At 39.6% G+C, this 23,460-nt stretch carries 19 protein-coding genes, 1 tRNA gene and 5 pseudogenes; 4 read left to right on the top strand and 21 right to left on the bottom strand.

What is annotated here, in order from left to right:
* Window positions 1-14: 14 nt before the first annotated feature.
* The 8 genes and pseudogenes from JCM21531_RS12370 to JCM21531_RS12335 form a co-directional block, all read right to left on the bottom strand.
* Window positions 15-938 (bottom strand): HlyD family secretion protein, encoded by a 924-nt coding sequence (locus tag JCM21531_RS12370; protein WP_243467622.1) that lies wholly within the window; start codon window positions 936-938, stop codon window positions 15-17.
* Window positions 935-1,675 carry an ABC transporter ATP-binding protein gene (locus JCM21531_RS12365; protein WP_038290349.1) on the bottom strand — a complete coding sequence of 247 codons (741 nt, stop codon included), beginning with the start codon at window positions 1,673-1,675 and terminating at the stop codon, window positions 935-937. The genes JCM21531_RS12370 and JCM21531_RS12365 overlap by 4 nt, the downstream gene beginning before the upstream one ends.
* A gap of 155 nt (window positions 1,676-1,830) precedes the next feature.
* Window positions 1,831-2,874 carry a TolC family protein gene (locus JCM21531_RS12360; RefSeq protein ID WP_243467621.1) on the bottom strand — a complete coding sequence of 348 codons (1,044 nt, stop codon included), beginning with the start codon at window positions 2,872-2,874 and terminating at the stop codon, window positions 1,831-1,833.
* 14 nt (window positions 2,875-2,888) lie between these two features.
* Window positions 2,889-3,830, bottom strand: a complete 942-nt coding sequence (locus JCM21531_RS12355) for a TolC family protein (RefSeq protein ID WP_243467620.1) — start codon at window positions 3,828-3,830, stop codon at window positions 2,889-2,891.
* Window positions 3,827-4,039, bottom strand: a complete 213-nt coding sequence (locus JCM21531_RS22145) for a hypothetical protein (RefSeq protein ID WP_243467619.1) — start codon at window positions 4,037-4,039, stop codon at window positions 3,827-3,829. The genes JCM21531_RS12355 and JCM21531_RS22145 overlap by 4 nt, the downstream gene beginning before the upstream one ends.
* A gap of 66 nt (window positions 4,040-4,105) precedes the next feature.
* Window positions 4,106-4,939, bottom strand: coding sequence for a glutamate 5-kinase (gene proB / locus JCM21531_RS12350; protein WP_038290348.1), 834 nt, complete (start codon window positions 4,937-4,939; stop codon window positions 4,106-4,108).
* Between the two features lie 335 nt (window positions 4,940-5,274).
* Window positions 5,275-6,275: pseudogene (locus JCM21531_RS12340) on the bottom strand (GGGtGRT protein).
* Between the two features lie 31 nt (window positions 6,276-6,306).
* Window positions 6,307-6,997 (bottom strand): annotated as a pseudogene (locus JCM21531_RS12335) (iron-sulfur cluster assembly scaffold protein).
* Window positions 6,998-7,253: 256 nt separating this feature from the next.
* Between JCM21531_RS12335 and JCM21531_RS12330 the strand changes: the two are divergent.
* A complete protein-coding gene (locus tag JCM21531_RS12330) occupies window positions 7,254-7,646 on the top strand; it encodes a hypothetical protein (protein ID WP_038290338.1) in 393 nt (130 codons plus the stop codon).
* Here the strand turns inward: JCM21531_RS12330 and JCM21531_RS12325 are convergent.
* Window positions 7,635-7,985 carry a hypothetical protein gene (locus tag JCM21531_RS12325; protein ID WP_038290337.1) on the bottom strand — a complete coding sequence of 117 codons (351 nt, stop codon included), beginning with the start codon at window positions 7,983-7,985 and terminating at the stop codon, window positions 7,635-7,637. The genes JCM21531_RS12330 and JCM21531_RS12325 overlap by 12 nt on opposite strands.
* 225 nt (window positions 7,986-8,210) lie before the next feature.
* Between JCM21531_RS12325 and JCM21531_RS12320 the strand changes: the two genes are divergently transcribed.
* Together JCM21531_RS12320 and JCM21531_RS12315 are read left to right on the top strand one after the other, a co-directional pair.
* Entirely contained in the window at window positions 8,211-8,765 is a 555-nt protein-coding gene (locus JCM21531_RS12320; RefSeq protein WP_038290335.1) for a rubrerythrin family protein, read from the top strand.
* A gap of 61 nt (window positions 8,766-8,826) precedes the next feature.
* Window positions 8,827-8,903: transfer RNA gene (locus JCM21531_RS12315), tRNA-Pro, on the top strand.
* An 83-nt stretch (window positions 8,904-8,986) separates the two neighbouring features.
* Here the strand turns inward: JCM21531_RS12315 and JCM21531_RS12310 are convergent.
* The 9 genes and pseudogenes from JCM21531_RS12310 to rplM form a co-directional block, all read right to left on the bottom strand.
* Window positions 8,987-9,775 (bottom strand): YdcF family protein, encoded by a 789-nt coding sequence (locus tag JCM21531_RS12310; RefSeq protein WP_038290334.1) that lies wholly within the window; start codon window positions 9,773-9,775, stop codon window positions 8,987-8,989.
* A gap of 165 nt (window positions 9,776-9,940) precedes the next feature.
* Window positions 9,941-12,367 (bottom strand): Lon protease family protein, encoded by a 2,427-nt coding sequence (locus JCM21531_RS12305; protein ID WP_038290332.1) that lies wholly within the window; start codon window positions 12,365-12,367, stop codon window positions 9,941-9,943.
* Between the two features lie 251 nt (window positions 12,368-12,618).
* A pseudogene (gene rimI / locus JCM21531_RS12300) lies at window positions 12,619-13,073 on the bottom strand (ribosomal protein S18-alanine N-acetyltransferase).
* 9 nt (window positions 13,074-13,082) lie between these two features.
* Window positions 13,083-13,793 carry a tRNA (adenosine(37)-N6)-threonylcarbamoyltransferase complex dimerization subunit type 1 TsaB gene (gene tsaB / locus JCM21531_RS12295; RefSeq protein ID WP_038290331.1) on the bottom strand — a complete coding sequence of 237 codons (711 nt, stop codon included), beginning with the start codon at window positions 13,791-13,793 and terminating at the stop codon, window positions 13,083-13,085.
* On the bottom strand, window positions 13,790-14,275 hold the full coding sequence (gene tsaE, locus JCM21531_RS12290; RefSeq protein ID WP_038290329.1) for a tRNA (adenosine(37)-N6)-threonylcarbamoyltransferase complex ATPase subunit type 1 TsaE: 486 nt from the start codon (window positions 14,273-14,275) through the stop codon (window positions 13,790-13,792). Before tsaE ends, tsaB begins: the two co-directional genes overlap by 4 nt.
* Window positions 14,262-15,463: pseudogene (locus JCM21531_RS12285) on the bottom strand (amidohydrolase). The gene tsaE and the pseudogene JCM21531_RS12285 overlap by 14 nt, the downstream one beginning before the upstream one ends.
* Before the next feature lie 223 nt (window positions 15,464-15,686).
* Entirely contained in the window at window positions 15,687-16,646 is a 960-nt protein-coding gene (locus JCM21531_RS12280) for a copper amine oxidase N-terminal domain-containing protein (RefSeq protein ID WP_038290327.1), read from the bottom strand.
* Window positions 16,647-16,986: 340 nt separating this feature from the next.
* Window positions 16,987-17,379: a 30S ribosomal protein S9 gene (gene rpsI / locus JCM21531_RS12275; protein WP_038290325.1), complete on the bottom strand. Its 393-nt coding sequence runs from the start codon at window positions 17,377-17,379 to the stop codon at window positions 16,987-16,989.
* Window positions 17,380-17,402: 23 nt separating this feature from the next.
* Window positions 17,403-17,837 carry a 50S ribosomal protein L13 gene (gene rplM, locus JCM21531_RS12270; protein ID WP_038290323.1) on the bottom strand — a complete coding sequence of 145 codons (435 nt, stop codon included), beginning with the start codon at window positions 17,835-17,837 and terminating at the stop codon, window positions 17,403-17,405.
* 393 nt (window positions 17,838-18,230) lie between these two features.
* On the opposite strand from rplM, the gene JCM21531_RS12265 reads away from it, so the two are divergent.
* A complete protein-coding gene (locus JCM21531_RS12265; protein ID WP_038290322.1) occupies window positions 18,231-18,626 on the top strand; it encodes a nucleoside triphosphate pyrophosphohydrolase family protein in 396 nt (131 codons plus the stop codon).
* Between the two features lie 64 nt (window positions 18,627-18,690).
* On the opposite strand, the gene disA is transcribed toward JCM21531_RS12265, so the two are convergent.
* The 3 genes and pseudogenes from disA to JCM21531_RS12250 form a co-directional block, all read right to left on the bottom strand.
* Window positions 18,691-19,722, bottom strand: coding sequence for a DNA integrity scanning diadenylate cyclase DisA (gene disA / locus JCM21531_RS12260; RefSeq protein ID WP_054847099.1), 1,032 nt, complete (start codon window positions 19,720-19,722; stop codon window positions 18,691-18,693).
* A 109-nt stretch (window positions 19,723-19,831) separates the two neighbouring features.
* Window positions 19,832-21,196, bottom strand: a complete 1,365-nt coding sequence (radA, locus tag JCM21531_RS12255; protein ID WP_038290320.1) for a DNA repair protein RadA — start codon at window positions 21,194-21,196, stop codon at window positions 19,832-19,834.
* Window positions 21,197-21,268: 72 nt separating this feature from the next.
* A pseudogene (locus JCM21531_RS12250) lies at window positions 21,269-23,200 on the bottom strand (glycoside hydrolase family 15 protein).
* Between the last annotated feature and the right edge of the window lie 260 nt (window positions 23,201-23,460).

Here is a 23,460-nt window from a genome sequence, read left to right as displayed (position 1 = left end):
CTCTCCCACAGATGTTACACTTGACTTGGCAACAGGGAGATACTCTCTACCACTCCGTACACTTCCACATCCTCGCTTATGGCATCTCCGGTGATTCTAACCCTCTGTCCCACTCTTACATCCTTAATGTTATATTCACTTACCATAGCCTTTACCTTCAGCTTTTCAAGATTCACAATCCTAAAAGCAGGCTGAACATTGTTTGTATAAGCTCCCTCCTGAACATTTATCTCGGTAATAACCCCGTCAACAGGGCAAATCATTGATTCCTTTGTTTTTTCAATTCTCTTCTCAAGGTCGCTGATACTAAGTATAGTCGCATTAAGATTCTCTTCCTTTACCTTTTTGTCCATATCTCTGCTTTCTATGGCAGCATTGTAGGAAACTTTTGCATTCTCCAGCGCAGTTTTTGCATCCTTTACAGCATTTTCGGCCATATCCAGCTCACTTTTTGATATTGCCTGAGCTTCAAAAAGCTTTTTGCTGTCTTCCAATCTCTTTTCGCAATCGCTTAAAGCTTGCTCCGCACTCCTAACTGCCGACTCGGCTCTTTTTATTTCCGCATCAACTGCCGGAGAGATTTTGGAAAGCTCCTGAACCTTCTTGTTTATTTTGAGCTTTTCCAGCTCCGTTTCCATAGCCTCAATATCAAGCTCCATGAGCTGCTGACCCTTTGATACCTTTTGGTATTTTTCCACCAAAAGCTTTTTAACCTTTGTAGGATTGTCTATATAAATGTCATAGGAATCAGCTTCCTCAATTTTTCCTGAGGCCGAAACCGACGAAGATATATTTCCCTTTCCGATTTCAACAGTTCTTACGCTGTAGACGGAAGTGCTGCTAAATACCTGCTCCATATTGCCGCTTACAAGGTAAGTTAATGCAACAAGTCCTCCAAGTACTGCTAATACAATTATTATCGACACAATTTTTTTCATGTTGCCGCCTCCATTTCAATACGTAATCTTCTCATAACCTCTTTTGCATCAAGAGGCCGTTGTACTTCTACATCACTCTTTAGATATCCGTCCCTAAATGTCACAATCCGCTTTGTATGCTGTGCAATATCGGGTTCATGCGTAACGAGAATTATTGTAACTCCTTCTTTGTTTAGCCCCTGAAACAAATCCATGATTTCTTCCCCCGAATAGCTGTCGAGGTTTCCCGTAGGCTCATCTGCCAGAATAATTGCGGGGTCGTTTACCAGTGCCCTTGCTATGGCTACTCTCTGCTTCTGACCTCCCGACATCTCATTTGGCTTGTGATTCATTCTGTCTTTAAGCCCCACTCTTTCCAATGCTATTTCTGCTTTTCTTCTTCTTTCCTTTGCATTCACCCTGGCATATATCATCGGCAGCTCTACATTCCGAAGAGCCGTCATTCTGGGAAGAAGGTTAAATGACTGAAATACAAAGCCTATCTTCAAGTTTCTGATTTTTGCAAGCTCAACCTCATTAAGCCCCGATATATCCATTCCGTCAAGTATGTATTTGCCCGATGTTGCCCTGTCAAGACAGCCTAAAATATTCATAAGGGTTGACTTGCCTGAGCCCGAAGGTCCCATAATTGATACAAATTCTCCCCGTTCTACAGACAAATTAACTTTTTTTAGAGCTTTAACTTCAATCTTTCCGTTTTTGTACACCTTATCCACATTTTTTATCTCGATAATCATTTCAATATCACAGCCTTTTTGCAATAGTAATTTATACCAAAACCGTCCTATACAGATAAACACCCTTTTTGGGTGCCCATCGTCAAATTTAAGTTTTTACTTTAATTTTTATTTAATTGCACAACTCTTCAAACTCAGCCTTTAAAACGTTAAAATCACGAATTGCGGCAAATGTCTGATACTCTGCATCCAAATATTTTCTTTTGATTCAAAAGCTCTTCCTTGCTTATAAGTCCTTTTTCAAATTTAAGCTCCTCATTTTCAAGCTTCTTTTTTTGGATATCCTGCCACTTAGAAGCAAGCTCCACATTATCTTTTGCTGTAAGCAGGTCATTGTACTTATTTCTAATTTGTACTTCCAAGCTTGTTTTCGCATCTTCCAGTTCTACTCTTGCAAGTTCAAGACTTGTTTTATTTTCATTATATGTTGAATTGCCCTCGGTGTAGTACTTCTCTGTTAGCTCCATCGTTTTCTCTTTTGCCTTAAGGTCCTCAGCCTTTTTATAAATATCTATGTTTTTTTCTATAGCATCCTTTATAACTTTTTCAAGGTTTATGCTCTTCCACTTTGACAATGTCAGCTCTTCCTCGACTTTTAAATCCTTATCGTCCAGCTCAAGGTTCAAAAGTCTTTTAAGCTCAAGCTCGGCGGTCTTCAGATTTTTTTCGACTTTCTGAACATCAATTTTTTTAGTATCCAAAGCATACTTTACATCATTGAGGTCATTTTCGGTAATCTTTCCTTCCCGGTGTCGTGCTTCGGCCATTGAGTATTTTTCGCTCAGTATATCCAGTTTTTCCTTTTGCAAATTTAGCTCCTTCTCAATAAGAAGTCTGTCAAGAGCCGCTTTATATACATCCAGCTTTAAATTGTCGATATTCTTCTGTTTCGCTCTTTTTGCATACTCAAGATTTGACTCTGCTTCAAGGGGAGAAACTTCTTTCTTGATATCATTTTTTAGCCTTTCACTCTTGGTGCCGGCAGAGGACAGAAACTGTGCATCTTCCTTTGCATCCTCAAGAGCGCTCTCTTTAGTCTTTATTTCCAGGTCGTCAATGTTAACCTGTCTGCTGTTTTCAACAGCATATTTTTGAAAGCCTTCAATATTAAATACCAGATTTTCTCCAACTGCCAGAACTGTTGTAATAGTAAATATCAAAGGTGCGGTCAAAACCAAACCCAGAATCCTCTTTTTCATATGCACCACCCTTTCTAGTATGCCGGGCCTAAGCCCGCTGCCTCTTCAAGCTTCATTTTTTTTGTATTATAGTTGTAAACCGTAAGATTAAATCCGTTTTGCAACTCCTTAAGTCCAAGCTCTACTTCCAAAAGTATCATTTCAGGTATCAACCCCTGCTTGTGCTGGGCTTTAAGCTTTTCGAAATTTCTTTTCTGCATGTTCAATGTTTGCAGCAAAATATCCATATTGTCCTTTTCCTTTATTACATCTATGTAAGCAGACTTTATGTTATTTTCCACATCGTATTTTACTTTGTCAAGCCGAACTTGCAGAGTCTCTATTTCCAAGGACACATCTTCATATTCGTTTCGTATGTCCGGATATATATCCTTCGCCCTGCCCTTTCCAAGGATTTCTAGGTGCTGCTCCTTAATCTTAATCTCCTCAATTAAGCTGGTTATCTCAAGCCTGTTCTCCAAAGCCTTCTCGATATAAAATTCTACAGGATTTAATGTCAGATTCCTTGTAAGCTCGGAATACAATACTTTGTCGTAAGCTGTGTCAATCGGTACACCTATGTAGGAGTTAACGGTTCTTTGCATGTTTTCCCTGCTTCTTTTGTTTTTTTCAACATCCTTTTTTGCTTTCAGGTAATCATACTCTGCTTCTTCAAGTTGAATTCCCGAAATTAGCCCGTCTTGAGCTTTGAGTTTTGCAGTATTATATTTCTTTTCCTGAAGCTTAAGCTTTTCCATACTCAATTGATAGTCCATATCGGCTTTCATAAATCCAAGGTACAAATCCCTAAGCCCTAGCGAAAGTGCCTTTTCGGTAACAATCCTGCCGTTGTCTGTCATCTTCCAATAAAATTTCATCTGAAGGGGCAGGAGTTCTGTCTGTTTGGTCAGAAGTACCTGGATATTGGGAGGATAAACATAAGTAAATTTCCCTATGGGAGTATCGATAGTAGTCATATCCGTATCAATTCCTCTGGTACGCTGTACCGTAGCGTTGTACTGAAAAAAGCCTTTCTTTCCGACAGCTTCTGCTTCAACACAGCTCTGCTGCTTTTAAGCATGGTCTCGTTTGCGGTGTCATAGGACAACCGGCTGTCATTGGCTGCATACGACTGCATAATAGTAAGCATGGAAATAATAATTATTGCGGATATAAATTTTTTCAAATTGCGCCCTCCTTTCGTAGTTTAAAAATTTCTTTCCCCTTTCCATTAAGAATACGAATTTTTCTATTAAGAGTCTGATTTTCTACCTAAAAAAAGTGAACCTACATCTTTGCCTGCCAAAATAGAATAAACAATATGCGGATCATCACCATTTGCCAGGACCATGTTTATGCCTGCAGAAGTGGCAATTTTTGCAGCTGAAAGCTTTGTAACCATACCGCCAGTACCTCTTGAGCTTCCAACCCCTCCTGCACATTTTTCGACCTCAGGCGTTATTTCCTCAACTACTGAAATGAGCTTCGAACACTCATTAGTTCTCGGATCGCAGTCATAAAAACCGTCAATATCCGATAAAATTATCAGCAAATCTGCGTTAACTAAAGTAGCAACAATTGCCGACAATGTGTCATTGTCTCCAAACACTTTGTTTATACCGGACTCTATTTCATCAACTGCCACCGAGTCGTTTTCATTGACTATGGGTATTATTCCCATTTCCAACAAAGTCTCAAACGTATTTATTACGTTGGTTTTACCTGTAGAATTTTCAACTACGTCACGAGTCAAAAGAATCTGTCCCACTATATGACCGTATTCCAAGAACAACTTGCTGTATATATGCATAAGCTCGCACTGCCCTACAGCAGCAACGGCTTGTTTATCCTTTAACTCTTTAGGCCTTGAACTTAATTTCAACTTGCTCACGCCTACTCCTATTGCTCCGGATGTAACCAATACCACAGTCTTGCCCTGATGCATAAGGTCCGATATAACCCTTACCAACTTTTCTATTCTTGCAAGATTCATTTCACCATTTTCATATGTAAGAGTTGAAGTACCTACCTTTATTACTACTCTTTTAGAGTCAGCCAGACTCTCCCTCAAATTTGAATTTTCCATACAACTTCCCCTTATCTCATTGTTTCTTGATGTATTTTTCTTTTTTGAGTTAAATAAAATCAACAATACCATTATACGACTTCCGGTATAAAAATTCAAAACCTAAAACTAATAAATTTGAAATTAATTTAATCCTACATACAAGTACAAGTGTATATGCATAAAATATGTTTTTTATTTTATTGAAATAATCCGGCCTTTTTCCAAACGAGATTATAAAAATAAGCAGGCTTATCATTATAATTTGATATGCCTGCTTATTTTTAGTAGAAACATTATTTATTCCTTAACGTCATAAATAATTAATACCCAATATTTACGATCTACGCATTCTCTTAAGCCTTGCTGGCCTCTTCAATAGCAACTGCAACTGCAACAGTAGCACCAACCATTGGGTTGTTACCCATTCCGATAAGTCCCATCATTTCAACATGGGCAGGAACTGAAGATGAACCTGCAAATTGTGCGTCACCGTGCATTCTTCCCATTGAGTCTGTCAATCCGTATGAAGCAGGACCTGCAGCCATATTGTCAGGATGCAGTGTTCTTCCGGTACCTCCTCCGGATGCAACGGAGAAATACTTCTTGCCGTTTTCATAGGCCCATTTCTTATATGTACCTGCAACAAGGTGCTGGAATCTTGTAGGATTTGTTGAGTTACCTGTGATGGAAACGTCAACGCTCTCTTTTATCATTATTGCAACACCTTCGTTACATCGTCAGCACCGTAAACTTTAACTTTTGCCTTTTCTCCGTTTGAGAAAGCTCTTTCCTGTACAACTTTGAGCTCACCGGTGCCGTAATCGTATTCTGTCTGTACATATGTAAATCCGTTTATTCTTGAAATTATGTAAGCAGCATCTTTTCCAAGACCGTTCAATATAACCTTCAAAGGCTCTTTTCTAACTTTGTTGGCTGTCCTTGCTATACCTATAGCACCTTCTGCCGCAGCAAAAGATTCATGTCCTGCAAGGAAGCAGAAGCATTTTGTCTCTTCTCTTAAGAGCATTGCTCCAAGGTTTCCGTGACCCAAACCAACTTTTCTGCTGTCGGCAACTGATCCCGGAATACAGAAAGCCTGCAATCCTATTCCTATTGCTTCCGCAGCTTCAGCAGCAGTCTTTGCGCCTTTCTTTAATGCCACTGCACATCCCAATGTATATGCCCATACAGCATTTTCAAAAGCTATAGGCTGAACACCCTTTACTATCTTTTCAACATCAATGCCTTTGCTCAGGCACAATTCCCTAACCTCTTCAAGACTATTAAATCCATACTCTGCCATGCATTTATTTATTTGATCTATTCTTCTTTCATAACCTTCAAATCTAATCACGTCAAATCACCTCTCTTTTCTATTAATTCAATTACTCTTTTCTTGGATCAATTACTTTAACAGCTTCACTGAATCTGCCGTATGTTCCTATGTTTTTCTCATAGGCTTCTTTCGGATCAACGCCGTTTCTAATAGCTTCCATCATCTTTCCGAGATGAACGAATTTATATCCGATAACTTCATCATTTTCGTCAAGGCCGATGTTCAAAATATATCCTTCAGCCATTTCAAGATATCTTACACCTTTATCCTTTGTTCCAAACATTGTACCCACCTGGGAGCGCAATCCTTTTCCAAGGTCTTCAAGTCCTGCTCCTATTGGCAGTCCGTTTTCCGAGAATGCAGTCTGGGTTCTACCGTATACAAGCTGCTTGAATATCTCTCTCATTGCAACATTGATAGCATCGCAAACGAGGTCGGTATTCAGAGCCTCAAGTATAGTCTTCCCGCCCAATATTTCTGCTGCCATTGCAGCGGAGTGAGTCATTCCCGAACATCCCAGGGTCTCAACCAGCTTCTTCGATAATACCGTTTTTAACGTTCAATGTAAGTTTGCAGCATCCCTGCTGTGGTGCACACCAGCCCACACCGTGTGACAAGCCGGAGATATCTTTTATTTCCTTTGCCTTAACCCATCTTCCTTCTTCAGGGATAGGCGCAGGTCCATGATTCGGTCCTTTTTTAACACAAATCATATTTTCAACTTCGTGTGAATAATTCATTAATCTTTGTCCCCCTTTACTCTAACCTTACTATGAATTCATTTGAAAATAATTCTATAAAAATTACTGCATACATTATATCACATAAAAACAATGCTGCAATAATTTTAATGTACTATATTATATAAAAAATTAAATAAGGTCATTGAATAATGCAATTGGTTGCAATTATGTAAAATTTTTGTTATACAAGTAACCAGATGAGTTAGTTTAACATAATATATAATTAGAAATTTGAAAAAGACGAGGAGCAGATATGAACAAATACGAAAAACTTGAGACCATTACAAACGGAATAAATGCTGCCCACAAAATAAGAACACTGCAAAATTCTGCAGTAAATGAGAGGGCAAGTGATTCCAACAATATCGATCAGGTAGAGTTGTTCAGCCAGATGCTTGGTATAATTGCCCAATATTCACCAAATACCGAACGTAAAGGCGTTCTTAACGAAAATCTCAATAAGACCCGGATGTACAGCGAAGTATACAAAGGGCTCAAACATGAAATAAGGGATATAAAATCCAACAACAGGGTTGGAAAAAAAGATATCATAAAAACCCTACATATATTGCAACCGGTAGTTAACAGACGCAACCAGACTATTATTGAGAAGTTGTTAAAAATTCAGGAGATATTAGACTCCTGATTTTCTGAAAAATCTTTTACCTTTTAAGCTAGAGTATCCCCCTATTCTAATCTTATCATAATTGAGTTCATCTAATCCCAGAACCCCTCTCTCCACAGGGGTTCTCCTTCTTTTTAACCATATAACCTGTTCTGTCTGGGGCTTTTTGCCAGGTTCAAAAAAGGTATGCATAATCAATAAAGCATTTCCGACGGATGTGCTGTACTTGCTTTGATTCTCCAAAATCCCTTTGTCATCACTCAAGTACAGGACTACAAGACCCACAATGCCATATATTACACCTAAAATCCCCGCAATTACAAGAGCCTTTATTATTTTTAAAAGAAATAGATTTTCCACATTATACCTCCCGCATCAAACCGGAAAACATCAAAAACCTCCAGCTATGTAATAATATTATATCATATTATTATATCATCCGGTTGTTTTTCTTCATTCTTGTTCAAAACCGCACAAATAATGTGTAAAACAGTCCAAAGAGGTATATAATTCAATCCAACCATAGATACTATAAAGGGAATTTTTTTCACAATCATAAACAAAACAGTAAAGGAGTGTAAATGCATGTCAGTAAAAAATGCAATGACCGCCGATTTTCTAAGATCCGCATACGGCGGTGAAAGTATGGCTCACATGAGATATCTCTATTGGGGAAATCTTGCGGAAAAGGATGGTTTCCCAAACATAGGCAAACTCTTTAAAGCAATAGCATACGCCGAACAAGTCCATGCAGGCAATCATTTCAACGAACTCAAAGACCAAAAGGGTGATTACACAGTACCGGCCGGAGCAGTTTTCGGAGTCGGAACCTTGGTGGAAAACTTGCAGGGTGCTATAAACGGTGAGCTTCATGAAGTTGAACAGATGTATCCCGTGTATATAGAAACTGCAAAGTTTCAAAATGAAAAAGGAGCCCAGCGCAGTTTTCACTATGCATTGGAAGCCGAAAAGATTCATGCAAATTTATTCTCCGAAGCACAGAAAGCGGCAAAAGAAGGAAAAGATATACAGTTTAGCACAGTAAATATCTGCCCCGTTTGCGGACATACAGTCCTTGATAATGTTCCTGACGCTTGTCCCATTTGCGGCACAAAAAAAGAAATGTACAAAACATTCTAATAAAAGATTCAAATTCCCTATTGCATATTAAACAATTTGGTGCTAAAATATAATGGTGAATCGGGGCGTAGCGCAGTTTGGTAGCGCACTTCGTTCGGGACGAAGGGGTCGCATGTTCAAATCATGTCGCCCCGACCATTATATTTAAGATCTTTTTTTAAGGTCTTTTTTATTTTTCTCCGATTTATTTTCTCCAGGTTTAAATTAATTTTCTCCTTTGACTAATCCAGAATTACATCAAAAATTAATGATTTTACTATGGCAAAATACTCTCTTATGTATGAATTAACAAGCACAACAGGATTTGTCGGTGCAGTAATTCCATAGGGTGTAAATCCGTTATGCCGTGCAAGGATTTTTGACCTGAACATATGAAACTCATTGGTCACAATCATTATCCTGTAGTCGCTTCTGCCCGTTAGATTCTTTAAAACTTCTGCAGTATACTTCATATTTTCATTTGTACTGGTTGCCCTGTCTTCCAGGATAATTCTGTCTTCCTCAATTCCATGGTTTACCAAGTACCTTCTCATTGCCTCTGCCTCAGTCAAATCTTCACCGGGTCCCTGTCCTCCCGTCACCACCACCTTTAATTCAGGATTGGCACGAAGATATTCTATACCCTTGTCCAACCGGTTTCGAAAAGTCGGAGTTATTTGATCCCCCTTTAGTCCGGCACCGAGAATAACCATATAATCAACTTCGACATTTTTATCGGTGAATGAAGATGAAATAATCAAACCTTGTATCAAGACAAATGAAGCGGCAAAAGCAATGCAGGCCCCGGCAAACAATCTTCTTAGAACCGTATTTTTGATTCGGAGCATATCCCCTTTGCCCGCAAGCCTGACAGATGCTGCAAAGGTAAGAACTATTCCCGCAACCAGAGGAAACAAAATACCAAAGTTAATTACCGTACCAATAGCCATCAGCATCAAGAAGTCCAGTATTCCCAAAACCCCTATAATCAACATTAAGACATCAAATATTTTTCCGATTTTCAATTTCATTTTTCTCCCCCTATAGTTTTTTATGAAATAAAAGACCATAAGCTGTCTTAAGTCACCTCCCGTAAGGTATATGGAAGGTGAAAACCGTGAACAAGCTTATGGACAAAATCGCTAGCAAACTATAAAGATTTACCCTCTCCTGTACATGGTCTTTAGCTTTAGAATTTATTCGGAGTCTTTCTTTGAATCCTTTTCATCCTTGCCAAACCCGGCAACTGTCCTTGCATATTTTTTAAGCTTCTCATATACAAGATAATTTATTGTCCCCTCAGGATAAGTTCCGTCTTCTCTTTTTTCTCCTGCACTTTTTCCAGTAAGTATTTCAATTCCTTCATCTATGGTTTTTACTGCATATATATGAAACTTACCCTCTTTAACCGCTTCAATAACCTCATCGTTTAAAGCCAGATTCCTGACATTTTGATGTGGAATAATTACCCCGTGTCTGCCGTCAAGCCCCCGAGCTTTACAAAGCCCGAAAAATCCTTCTATCTTCTCGTTAACCCCGCCAATTGGCTGAATTTCCCCTTTCTGGTTAACAGAACCTGTTACCGCAATACTCTGCTTTATGGGAACCTCCGCAAGACTTGACAAAATCGCATAGAGCTCTGCACTCGATGCACTGTCGCCGTCAACTCCGCTATACAACTGTTCAAAGCACAAGCTTGCGGTCAGGGAGAGCGGTATGTCCTGAGCATACTTCTGTCCTATGTATCCGCTCAAAATCAAAACACCCTTTGTATGTGATGTTCCGCTCATTTCAACTTCTCTTTCAATGTTTACTATTCCCTTTTCACCCATAAAGGTGTTTGCGGTTATTCTTGAAGGCTTTCCGAAGCAATAGTCCCCCATGTCAAGTACAGTAAGGCCGTTTATCTGACCTACAACCTCACCTTCGGTATCCAAAATTATGGTACCGTCTTTTAAAAGCTCCAGAAGCTTGTTGTCATACTTGTTTGATCTATATATCTTCTCCTGAATTGCTTTATTTACATGCTCTGCCTTAACCAGACTGCTGCCGTCAATTTCAGCCCATGCCGCAGATTCACAGAGTATCTCAACAATGTCGTTAAACCTTGTGGAGAGCTTGTTCTGATTACCAACCATGCGTGAACTGTACTCCACCACCTTTGCCACCCCTGTCCTGTCAAAATGAGGTGCGTTCTCTCTTCTGCAGAACGAGCTTATAAACTGGGCCAGCTTCAAGGTGTTGTCCTCGTTTCTGTCCATCTCCTCATCAAAATCCACTTTTATTTTAAAGAGCTTCTTGAAATCCTCATCAAACTCATAAAGCAACTGGTGCAGGTATTCGCTTCCCACCAATATTACCTTGATTTGCAAAGGTATGGGCTCAGGCTTTAATGTGGATACCGTAACAAGCCCCATCTGCTCCTTCATATTCTCAATTGCTATCTGGCGTGTTTTTAGAGCTCTCTTTAACGCTTCCCAGGACTGAACATTGCTAAGTACATCCTTTGCCTGGAGTATCAAATAACCTCCATTTGCCTGGTGAAACAACCCCGCCTTTATCATAGTAAAATCAGTGGTCATAGTTCCAAACTCGTTTTCGTATTCCAATTTTCCAAGAAGGTTGTAATAGGTGGGATTGAAATCCACTATGACAGGAGCTCCTTCAAGTCCAGAATTGTCCACAAGCAGATTTACTTTATATTTGTCCGTAGGTGAGCCTTCGTTGCCTTTAATCCAAGGTATAATGAACTGATGGTCCTCGGAATACTCTTCATCCCGAAAGTCATCTAGATTTTTAAGGATATCTTCCTGGACCTGTTCCAGATATTTGACCAATTCTTTATAGTCCTTGTACTTTTCTTTCATGTCATTTATCTGCATTCCCACTGCAAACAATGCAATTTTATTTTCCCATTCGGCAACTCTTTCTTCTGCTTCCTTCTCAATATTCTTTATCTTTCTAATTATTTCCAAAGTCTCAAGCTGAACTATATTTGATCTTTCCGTTATTTCCTGTTTAACTTTTTCATCCAGTTCTCCATATTCTTCCTCGGTTATTGTCTTGCCTTCGATCACCGGAAGAAAGTATATTCCTGCATTTGTCGTTTTTACTTTAAATCCCTGTTTTTCAGCGTCTTTATTCAATAATTCCAAAAGTTGTGACTTTTTTTCCTGATACTCATTTGCAATCGATGCCTTTTCCCTTTCATAGTCCTCACTGTCAAAAGCCCGGCTGATTTCAAGCTGAAGTACCTTGATAAAGTCCTCCATATCCTTTTTAAACACTTTGCCAAGTCCTGCAGGCAGATTTATTGCCTTAGGCTGATTGGGATTTTCGAAATTAAAGACATAGCACCAGTCGTCCGGAGTCTTGCAATTTTTAGCTATCTTCTTGATGTAATTCACAGCATAACTAGTTTTTCCAGTTCCGGTCATACCACTCATAAAAATATTGTAGCCACGGGTGTTGATTTTAAGTCCGAATGTCATGGCCCGCACAGCGCGTTCCTGACCTATAATTCCTTCAAGGGATTGAAGCTCTGAGGTATCATTGAATGTGAAAGAACTAGGATCACATTCCTTTCTTAGCATATTGACAGGTAACCCACTAACTTGCGGCATACACTTTCCCCCTTTAAACCAGCTATTTTGAAAACTAAACGGAAAGACTTTGATTTAATTTTTCAAAGTAACACATCGTGGAATTTAACTCTGAAACGACTGATATCTCGAACACAAACCGTCGTTACTCTCATTTTGATTTTACACAAGCAAAACTGATTATCACAATTTTATCCTTTACGCATTATATTCTATTATGATATGATAAAATCCTTTTTATTTTATAATTTTAATTTGATTTACATAACAAACTATACATTTTCTTTCCACATTATAATTGCGTCTTCGCCATTATCCGAGTAATAGCCTTTCCGACATCCTTGCTCTCTAAAGCCATATTTAAAATACAATGACTGAGCCGCTGCATTGCTTTTTCTAACTTCCAGAGTCATTTTTACAATCCCTTGTTCCTTTGCAATGCTTACCAGTTTTTCCACAAGCCTGCTGCCCACTCCATTCTCTCTATACTCCGGATGCACCGCTATATTGGTAATATGTCCTTCATCAAAAATTTTCCACATACCGGCATAGCAATAGCCTTTCCTTTTATCTTTGCCGTTATATATATGGCCATCCTGTTATTTAGTACTTCCTCAATGAGTGCATTTTTCGACCATGGGATTGTAAAACTCAGCTTCTCTACAATCATCACGTCATCAATATCTTCAAGAGTCATATATGATACTTGAACATCATCCAAACCCATTGCCCCACCCTAGCAATCTTTACAAAGCTTTTTCTCGTATTCTCTTTCTGCCTGGGACTTTCTAAGATAGAAAGGCACCATGTCAAAACAGCTTTCCAAATCGTTGTTCATTGCTTTCAAATATGCGATATGAGCCACAGATGACGCTCTCTGAAGAAGAAGACTTCCCGGAGCAATTTTAAAGTCATCCCCAAGCTCCTGTCTAAAATACTCCTCATGCATCTTTGCAGCATCTCCGGCAAAAATAACCTTTTTACCCATGTCTTTTATAAGCTTTACCAATTCGGACACCGGTATTCCCAAATAATCCGTAATTCTCTTTTGTCCGTTTTCATCCCAATCGTACAAAGCAGTATACACCTGGTTGTTTCTTGCATCCATAACAGGACATATCGTAAAACTGCTTATTGGAATATTATATGCTATGGCATCTAAAGTTGGCACACTTACGACAGGCTTTCCCGCCGCATATGCCATTGCTTTTACAGTAGTAACTCCAATCCTTAGCCCCGTAAAAGAACCCGGGCCTGTGGAAGCTGCAAAAACATCTATATCTTTCGGCACCAGCTCCAAAGAACCGAGAACCTCCCTAATCATTGCAATAAGCTGCTGGGAATGGGTCTTCCTGTGATTTAGCATATACTCTCCAAGAAGCCTGTCATCCTCCATCACCGCAACAGCAGCAACCAGTGCCGATGTATCCAAAGCCAATATTTTCATTTTCGTTCCTCATCTCCTGACCCAAGCTTTTCTTCGTAGTCCCGGTACCTTTCGCCGTTGAATTCCACACGGATTATCCGGGCATCTGCTCCCTTTTCCAAGTCCTTCTTTATGTTAATCCAAATATTGTCCCCGGGCAGTATACTTTTTATAAGGTCCGCCCATTCAATCACCACTACTCCGCCATTGTAGAGATATTCTTCAAATCCGATTTCAAACATCTCCTCCGGGTCAGAAATCCTGTAAACATCAAAGTGATAAAGGGATATGTCTTCCCTATCGTACTCGTTAACTATCGTAAAGGTCGGACTTGTTATATATTCATCAATGCCCAAAGCCCATGCAATGCCGTTTGTCAGCACCGTCTTTCCCGTACCGAGATCTCCGGTTATGCAGACAACATCGCCTTTTTTAAGTAGCATTCCAAGCTTTTTCCCAAATTCAATTGTATCTTGTTGTGAATAGGTTTTAATCTCTTTCATTTTTATTCCTCTCGTAAACAACCTTTCCGTTAATAATGGTTGTGGAAACTTTAGACTTTATGTCAAACGGATGACCGTCATAGATGGCTATGTCCGCATCCTTCCCGACTTCTATGCTTCCCACTCTGTCGGCTATACCTGTAAGCTGGGCAGCATTTAAGGTAATCGCCTTAAGAGCTTCCATCTCGTCCATACCCTCTCTTACTGCCATAGCTGCGCACAGAATCAAATACTGAATTGGGGTACACGGATGGTCCGTCATTATTGCCACCTTTACTCCTGCCTTTGACAAAATCCCCGGTGTCTTCAAACTCAAGTTTCGAAGCTCCACCTTTGACCTGTCGGTAAGGGACGGACCTACAATTGCAGAAACTCTTTCCTCTACAAGAATGTCCTTTATAAGGTGACCTTCTGTGCAATGTTCTATTGTAAGTCTTAGTCCAAATTCCTTTGCAATTCTTATAGCTGTAAGGATGTCATCCGCCTGTGGGCATGCGCTTTTATCGGGATTTCACCGTTTAAAACCTTTAACAGCGCTTCCATTTTCATATCATATTCTGGCTTGTCGTTTTCATCCGGATTTGAGTTGTATTTATCCGTCATTTCCTTATATTCTTTGGCTTTCATCAGGCTTTCCCTGAGAATTGCCGCTGTAGCCATACGAGTCGAAGGCGCCATTTTTCTTTCATTATATACAGTCTTTGGGTTTTCTCCAAAAGCTACTTTTATGGCAACAGGCTCTTTTACCACCATTTCCTCTATCCGTCTTCCGTAGGTTTTTAGGGCAACAAACTGTCCGCCTATAACATTGGCACTCCCCGGTCCCGTAACTACAGTAGTGACACCGTTTTCCCGCGCCTCCGAAAATGCACGGTCCAGATAATATACCGCGTCTATAGCCCTAAGATGAGGAGTAACGGGATCCGTCATTTCATTGCCGTCATCCCCTTCAAACCCAACCGAATCCTCCCACATTCCCACATGGCAGTGGGCGTCAATAAGTCCCGGAAGTATATATTTATTCTTTGCATCAATAATTTCCAAATTACCTTCGTTCAAAACCTCTTGATTGAGTGGAGAAGTATATTCTCCCACTTCAACTATTTTCCCCGCATCAATAAGAATATATCCGTTTTCATAATTTTTGCCGGCCATAGTTAGAATTTTACCGTTTTTAATTAGCAGCATATTGCCCTCCAAAAGTCGTGGTTTATATAACTATATCCTAAGTTCTCTTAAGTTCATTTTATAAACATATTTTATTTTATTATATTGTTGCTGTAATTACAATAGTGTAAGATGTGACCTAAGATGGGTACTTTTGATAAATATTCTTTCTCATAATTTCAGGTTTCTTAAGGGCCGTCAGAAGTAAATATGTCAATGAATAAGCATTAGAAATTACTTTAAATTACTTATTTGAAAAAGTGACAGAACACTTTTCACCCTTTGCATCCGTATAGTTTACAACAAAACCTTCACCGATAACCTGTATGGTTCCGTCATATCTATAATCATCTTGATTGGTCAGGGTATACATAAAGCACGCTTTATCCTCTCTCAATCCAATAATTGATCCTTTAAGGACTGCTTCGCTGCTTTCCGCCGATTGAACCACCACATCTATGAAATACCCAAAGCCGTCACTGCCGACTTTCATGAGATAATTCTGAGGATGCTTTGATTTCACATATCCGGGGTCGTTTTCCGTATTAACATCCGAATTACCATGAGGTACTGCAATTTTCCCAAGTGCAGTCTCAATAGCCTCCGGAACATATTCTTCTCCTGTTGATGAAATTGTTATTTTTTGAGTTTTACCGTCCCAGTCCACTTTTAAATTCATTTGCTCCGCAACAAATCTTATAGGAAGCATTGTTCTCCCGTTTTTAATTACCGGAGCTTGTTCTATAGGCACTTCGGTTATTTCAACACGTTCACCGATTATATAGTTATCACATATTTCGGCAACATCACTGCCTATTTTCAGTTTTATATACTTGTATGTACTCCATGATCTGAAGTATTCTACTGATGTACCTGTGGATTCATCTTCTTCAGAGTCATCTATGGTATTCATATCAACCTTGTTGAAAATCCTGACTGCTTTTTCTTCGGCATCCCATGTAACATTATATCCCAAAGATTCTGATATAAACCTTAAAGGCACCAGTGTCCTGTTACTGGTTTCGTCGATATATGGAGCAACGTCCAAAGTTATACTTTCGTTATTAACTGTTGCAACAGTATTATTAACCTGAAGTACAACCGTTGTTCCTTGAGCTTGGGCAAACATGTTAATGGGCATAGCGGCACTTACTGCAATTAATAAAACTGAGACTACTAAACAAACAAAACCTTTTGAATTCATAGCATTCCTCCTCACAGTGTTGTTGTAATTAACTGACAGCCCAAGAAAACCTATTCATATAATAGAGGTATCTCCTATATTAGCGTTTCATCCTACAAATGTCAACAATATTAGTTTACTATTTACTTATTTTCAACAACCTAAATTTAGAAGCGGAAAAAGGAGAATTCCTAAGGATTAAAGGAGAAAGCGGAGGTAGAAAACTACTCTGTTAAACATTATTAATCTCCTTGAAGACTGTAAGAGAAAAGAATAATGCAGAACTCATTATGAATTTATAATAACAAACCCCAGAAACTTTGCAATTTCTGGGGTTTTGATATATTCCATTTTGATAATATTATCTCTTTGAGAACTGTGGTGCTCTTCTTGCTTTTTTGAGACCGTATTTCTTTCTTTCCTTCATTCTTGGGTCTCTTGTGAGGAATCCAGCCTTTTTAAGAGCGGGTCTCAATTCTTCGTCAGCCTTCAAGAGTGCTCTTGAAATACCGTGCCTGATAGCACCAGCCTGACCTGTATAACCGCCTCCTGCCACTTTGCAGAGGACGTCAAATTTACCTAATGTATCAGTCAGCACCAACGGCTGCTTAACAATAGTCTTTAAAGTTTCAAGTCCGAAATAATCGTCAAGTTCTCTGTCATTTATAATAACTTTTCCATCTCCCGGAACAAGTCTAACTCTCGCAACGGATTTCTTTCTTCTTCCAGTACCGTAGTATTGTACTTTAGCCATAAGTAATTACTCCTCCTTCCCCATTAAACATTAATTTCTAATTTTTCCGGTTTTTGAGCTTCGTGCTTATGCTCAGTTCCTCTGTATACCTTGAGCTTCTTAAACATTGCTCTGCCGAGACTGTTCTTCGGAAGCATGCCCTTTACAGCAACTTCTACTGCCTTTTCAGGTTTTTGAGCAATAAAGTGCTTGTACTTTATTTCCTTTAATCCTCCCGGATGCAGTGAATGGTGTCTGTAAAGCTTTTGATCCAGTTTCTTACCGGTAAGTACAACCTTGTCGGCATTAAGTACTATTACATAGTCACCTGTATCAACATGTGGAGTATACTCGGGTTTGTGTTTCCCTCTCAAAATTTTAGCCACTTCACTAGCCAGTCTTCCCAATGGTTTTCCTTCTGCGTCAACCACGTACCATTTTCTCTGTACTTCACGGGGTTTCGCCATAAAAGTATTCATCGAACCTTTTACCTCCTTAATCGAAAACAAATTTGATTTATAGAAATTAACTCTTTAGTTCAATTTAATAGTGAACCAAGTTTTTGACACTCCAATATTGTAATACAGGTTCAACAGCCATGTCAAGTATATTTTATTAAAATTTTAATTTATCTTTTATTTCCTCTTATTTTTGAGCACAAATTACATTATACTCTTATATAATCCCTCGTCATTTCATTTTTTAAGCCCATGGCAGGTTTATCCATCCCGATTTTAATTGACAAAGAGTCCTACAAAGAATTATAATGATAGTGAAGTAATCAATCATAGTTCTTAAGAAGTCTGCTACTTATTAACTTGTTGCCCGTTAAAATTTCTGTGTTTTATCAATACACCTAAGGAGTGAGCATATTGAAGGACATAAAGGTAGATGAGTTTCAGTTTACAGTCGGTGAGCTTCTAGTAAGAAACAAGAGTATTTTGGATCTAATCACAAAGTTTCAGGACTCAAACGGCAGGGTGAATCGCGGAATAGTAAAGGCTGTTACTCAGTGCGGGTGCACCAGAATCAATGCCGAAAAACAGAATTATCCCGTTGGTGCGGATTTTGATGAAGTCCAGAAATTAATGAAGACCCACATCGAGGGAGAGCTCTGCGAAAACTGCAGGGACCTTATCGAAAAGGATATTGGCAGGAATCTGTTTTATCTAGCTTCAATATGTAATACTCTTGATCTTAATCTTTACGACATTATATTAAAGGAACTTGAAAGAATAAAGATGCTTGGAAAATATAATTTGAGATAGAAAAACAAGAGCCGATACCCAAAAAGTATAGGCTCTTTTCATTTACATTAGCATTACGGATTTACTATAGCCTTCTGGAATCCAAAAAGACTTGTTCCTGAACTCTCCTTAGGCCGTCCCAGACAATCCTTGCCCTAACTTCACCTATTCCTTCTACATCATCAAGCTCTTCGATGGAAGCGTTCAAAATTCCTTGCAAGTTTGAAAACTTTTCTACCAGATTCCTTATTATGCTTACGGGAACTCTGGGAATCCTGCTTAGAAGCCGGTATCCCTTTGGATTTATAACCATCTCAAAGGCATCCGCATTTGGTCTGTAACCTAAAATATTGCATATGTTGACCAAGTTCATAAGCTCGTCATAAGACAGCTGTCTTAACCTTTCCAAAATCTCATCGGAGCGAAGGTCCGTGCGTACAGCATAATCTTCAATAATAAAAAGCTCATCAGTATCAACATTTGACAGAAGCTCATCCAACTGCAAACTAATAAGCCTTCCCTCATAACCCAGCTCACTTATGTACCTTTCTATTTCCGCAGCAACTCTCATCAGCATTTCCGTACGCTGCAAGACAAAGGCAACATCATCCAATGTCACAATATCTTCAATTTCCAGTACACTTAAATTGTTTATAGCCTCAACCAAGACAGCTTTGTATTTTTCAAGAGTTTGGAGTGCCTGATTGGCTTCTGCAAGGATAACGGGGGTTTCTCTTAATATATACTTCCTTGCCCCCATATAAATGGTGATAATATTTCTTCTTTGGGATATGCTCACCACCACTTCTCCCGTCTGTTTTGCAACCCTGTCGGCTGTTTTATGCCTTGTACCAGTCTCTCCTGTAGGTATCGATGTGTCGGGAACAAGCAGTGCATTGGCATACAATATTTTTTTCAGGTCCTTACTGAGAACTATGGCTCCATCCATTTTTGCCAGCTCATAGATATGCGCCGGAGTATAATCCTTGTTGATGTAAAATCCACCTTCAACCAAACTTAGAACCTTCTCAGAATCGCCTATCACAATAAGGGCACCTGTCCGGGCCAGCAAAATATTGTCCAGTCCTTCTCTAAGTGAAGTTCCCGGTGCCATCATTCTTAACACATCAATTATTTCATCATCCTTTTTTTATCCAGGCCAGTCATAGGTCCTCCAATGAAATATATTATTTCAAACAGCTGTATTTGCTTAAATTAAAATATGGCTATAGAAGTATATTCAATGCTTCTTGTACATTCTCCACATACTTTACATTTATATTATTTATCTCTTTCATCTGCTTTATAACCTTCATATTTCCAGTTGGAACCACACAATTTTTAAAACCTATTCTGACAGCCTCCCTGATTCTTTTATCTATCTGGCTTACAGCCCTTACTTCACCGGTAAGGCCCACTTCGCCTATTAATACGGTGTTCATATCCACCGGAATGTTTCTAAAGCTTGAAGCTATGGCAGCTACCACGCCAAGGTCGCAGGCAGGCTCATCAATCTTAAGTCCGCCCACCACATTTACATATGCATCGTAATTGTGAAGCTGCATGCCCACCCTCTTTTCCAAAACAGCCATCAGCAGCGTAATCCGGTTGTAATCCAGGCCGGTTGCCATTCTTCTAGGCATCCCGAAACTTGTGGGACAAACCAGAGCCTGAATTTCTATCAGCATAGGCCTTGTGCCCTCTAAAGTTGCTACGGCCACAGACCCAGGGACACTTTCGGTTCTTTCCGACAAAAGCATTGATGACGGATTATCCACCTCTACAAGCCCCACATCCCGCATCTCAAATATTCCTATTTCGTTTGTGGAGCCAAAGCGGTTCTTTACTGCCCTCAAAATCCTATAGCTCAAATGCCTTTCGCCCTCAAAATACAATACAGTGTCCACCATGTGCTCCAGTACTCTAGGTCCTGCAATGGAGCCCTCTTTGGTTACATGGCCCACAATTATTATTGCTATGTTGAGCGTTTTTGCAATCCTCATAAGTCCGGAGGTAATTTCTCTTACCTGGCTAACGCTTCCTGGAGCTGCGGGCAATTCATCATTAAACATCGTTTGTATTGAATCAATTATAATGAGATCCGGCCGTTCGGTTTCGCTTAGAGCCTGTATAACCTTGAAGTTGGTCTCAGACAACATCAAAAGATTAGGATTTCTTACATTCAATCTATCGGCACGTATCTTTATTTGCTTAATAGATTCCTCACCGGAAATATACAAAATTTTGGTTTTTATCTTTATCTTGTCACATATCTGCAGCAAAAGAGTGGACTTACCTATACCCGGATCTCCTCCCACAAGAATAAGGGAGCCCTTAACAATTCCACCTCCGAGCACCCGGTCCATTTCCTTCATACCTGTGAGATATCGTTCTTCGTTATCTGTCTCAATATCGTTTATATTAACCGGCTTCACATTGGTAAGAACAGCTCCGCTCCGACTCTTACTCTTGGTTTCCTGGATTTCCTCAACAAAGGTATTCCATTGACTGCAGGAAGGACATTTCCCCATCCAGCCTATACTTTCGTAGCCGCATTCCTGGCATACATAAAACGATTTTTGCTTTGCCATTTGTCTCTCCATTCACTAAAACAGTTTTCTTCCTTATTATTATAACAAAGCAAAAGCTATATAAATAAAAAATTATAAAACTCCTGCCTCTTTAAGTCCCGAAAGCACTAATACATACATGGCATGGGACCATGTAAGAGGTATTACCCAACAAGGCTCTCCGTTATCCTTGCTCACCTGCTCCGGCAAAAGCCCAAGGGCAGTACAGGATTTAGTTGCCCATTTGAAGTAATCCTTTGCTTTGTCATATTCTTTTATTTCAATATAATACAGGGCCACCCACAAAGTTGCCAATACCCATGGGTTTCCTCCAATATAATTGTCGTTCTCATATCTTTTTATTCCGCCAACAGGGTGGGAAGTAAGAGCTTTCAATGGCCTCCACCGTTTTTCTTACCCTCTCATCCTGTGTATCAAAGACACCGAAAGGAATAGAAACTCCAAGAAGACTCACATCAATAGTCCAGTCTTCCAAAGTCACATCCCGGAAATAACCTTTTTCATTGACTTTGATTATCGTCGTGTACGGCGAATGTTCACTTCCCCATGGATTGAGCTTGGTGCGCACACTTCGAATGAATCGGCCCGCCTCATCCCTCCAAAGATTTTTCTCTATGGAGGCCTTCATATCCGAAGCCGCCTTTTCCCACTTTTTAATTAATTCTTCGGGAGCACCGAGAATCCTTGCCGCTTCGGCACCGGCTTTAATTCCCCCGTATACCGCAGCGCTGGAATAAGTGTGCTCTCCTACCCTTTCCTCCCATAAATCGTAGCTGGGAGCAGGCAATCCCGTGTCGCTGTCAATAAACCGGGTTAAAAACTCAACACCCTTTTTTATGCTTTCCCACATACTTTTAAGAAAATCTTTATTCTTTGTGACCTCGTAGTGCTTCAGCATACCCCATATAAGAGTACCTGTCTCATCCACCTGCAGCCCCATGAAGGCGCAAGGTTTCCATCCATATGATACCTTTGCTGCCACGAGCCGTCATCATCCTGAGTCATTACAGCCCACTCGTAAAACTTATCCACTGCTTCGGTAAGCCCTGCAGCATCCAATGCACCGGTAATAAATGCCGCGTCCCTTCCCCAGCAGTATGCGTAGCGTCCGCACCTTGTGAATCCTTCATCTATTTCCGCGGAAGCCAGCAATCCTCCTGTCTTTTCGTCGGACATAAGCTTAAATACCAGAAGAGACCTTTTATACAAGTCATCAATCCTCTTATCTCCCGTTACAATCGCTCTTGAATTCTTCAAAAAGCCCATCCAGTATTTTCGGGTATTCTCGTACTCCTCATCGACATTCATCTGTCTGCACATCCTTACCAACTGCTTAACGCCTTTTAAGGTATGGGAGGCACAGATGAAGAGATTAAAGGTTTTCTTCTTTCCCGGTGCAATTTTTCCTATATTAAAAGACATGGCCCCATCCTTCATCATTCCTATGGAGTCATATCCGTTAAGCTCGGTATATCTGGCACTGTCAAAAGCATTATTTCCCAATTGAAACTGCATAACTTCAATGTCGGATGAAATGGAAATATAATAATTATGCCTGTAATGAATCAGAGCATCCACATCAAAATCAAATAAAGTGCTTCTTAGTTCAGGAGTTGTAGAGACTGTTGAAGAATATTGAACAAAACCCAGTTCCACTTCATTTGGCCCAATGTTTTCTATTATATACCTTCTCACCATCACATCTTTGTCCTTTAGAACAAAATCCGTCTGCTCCACCCGAAGTCCTCTGCCACCATCCTCATATACCGTTTTTAAAATATTGGTATCTTCCACATAATACTGATTTTGATGCCAGTTGTCTTCGTAAAACCACGAAGTACTGTTTTTCTGGCCTGTATAAAATATTCCCGTCGCCATCTTTTCAAAATGCTGCGGATAATCAATATTAGGCCAGAATAGTCTTGTCAACTCTCCATTCCGTGTTAAGCACACAAGCATGCTGGAATTCCCAATAATCGCATCATTAAAGTATGTGTTCGCCATGACTAACCCCCATAAATTTAAGTCACTTTACTTAATTTTGGATATCAATAAATGTCACAAGCCTTATTCCATTTTATGAAACGGCTAGCAATTTGCGCACAGAATCGTGCCAAAACCATTTAGAACAGAAACTTTCGATAAAGCTATTATAACATGTAAAATATATATCGTGCTGTATATATTTAATTATAACATATTTTATTAATTATTTATCATAAATATTTTTCCTTATTAAGTACAAAATAAATAGAGATATTTTG

Origin of the sequence: Acetivibrio straminisolvens JCM 21531, assembly GCF_000521465.1 — a bacterium.
In the GTDB taxonomy this organism is placed as follows: domain Bacteria; phylum Bacillota; class Clostridia; order Acetivibrionales; family Acetivibrionaceae; genus Hungateiclostridium; species Hungateiclostridium straminisolvens.
The sequence above is the reverse complement of the archived record's forward strand: the minus strand, read 5'-3'. Positions and strand labels throughout refer to the sequence as shown.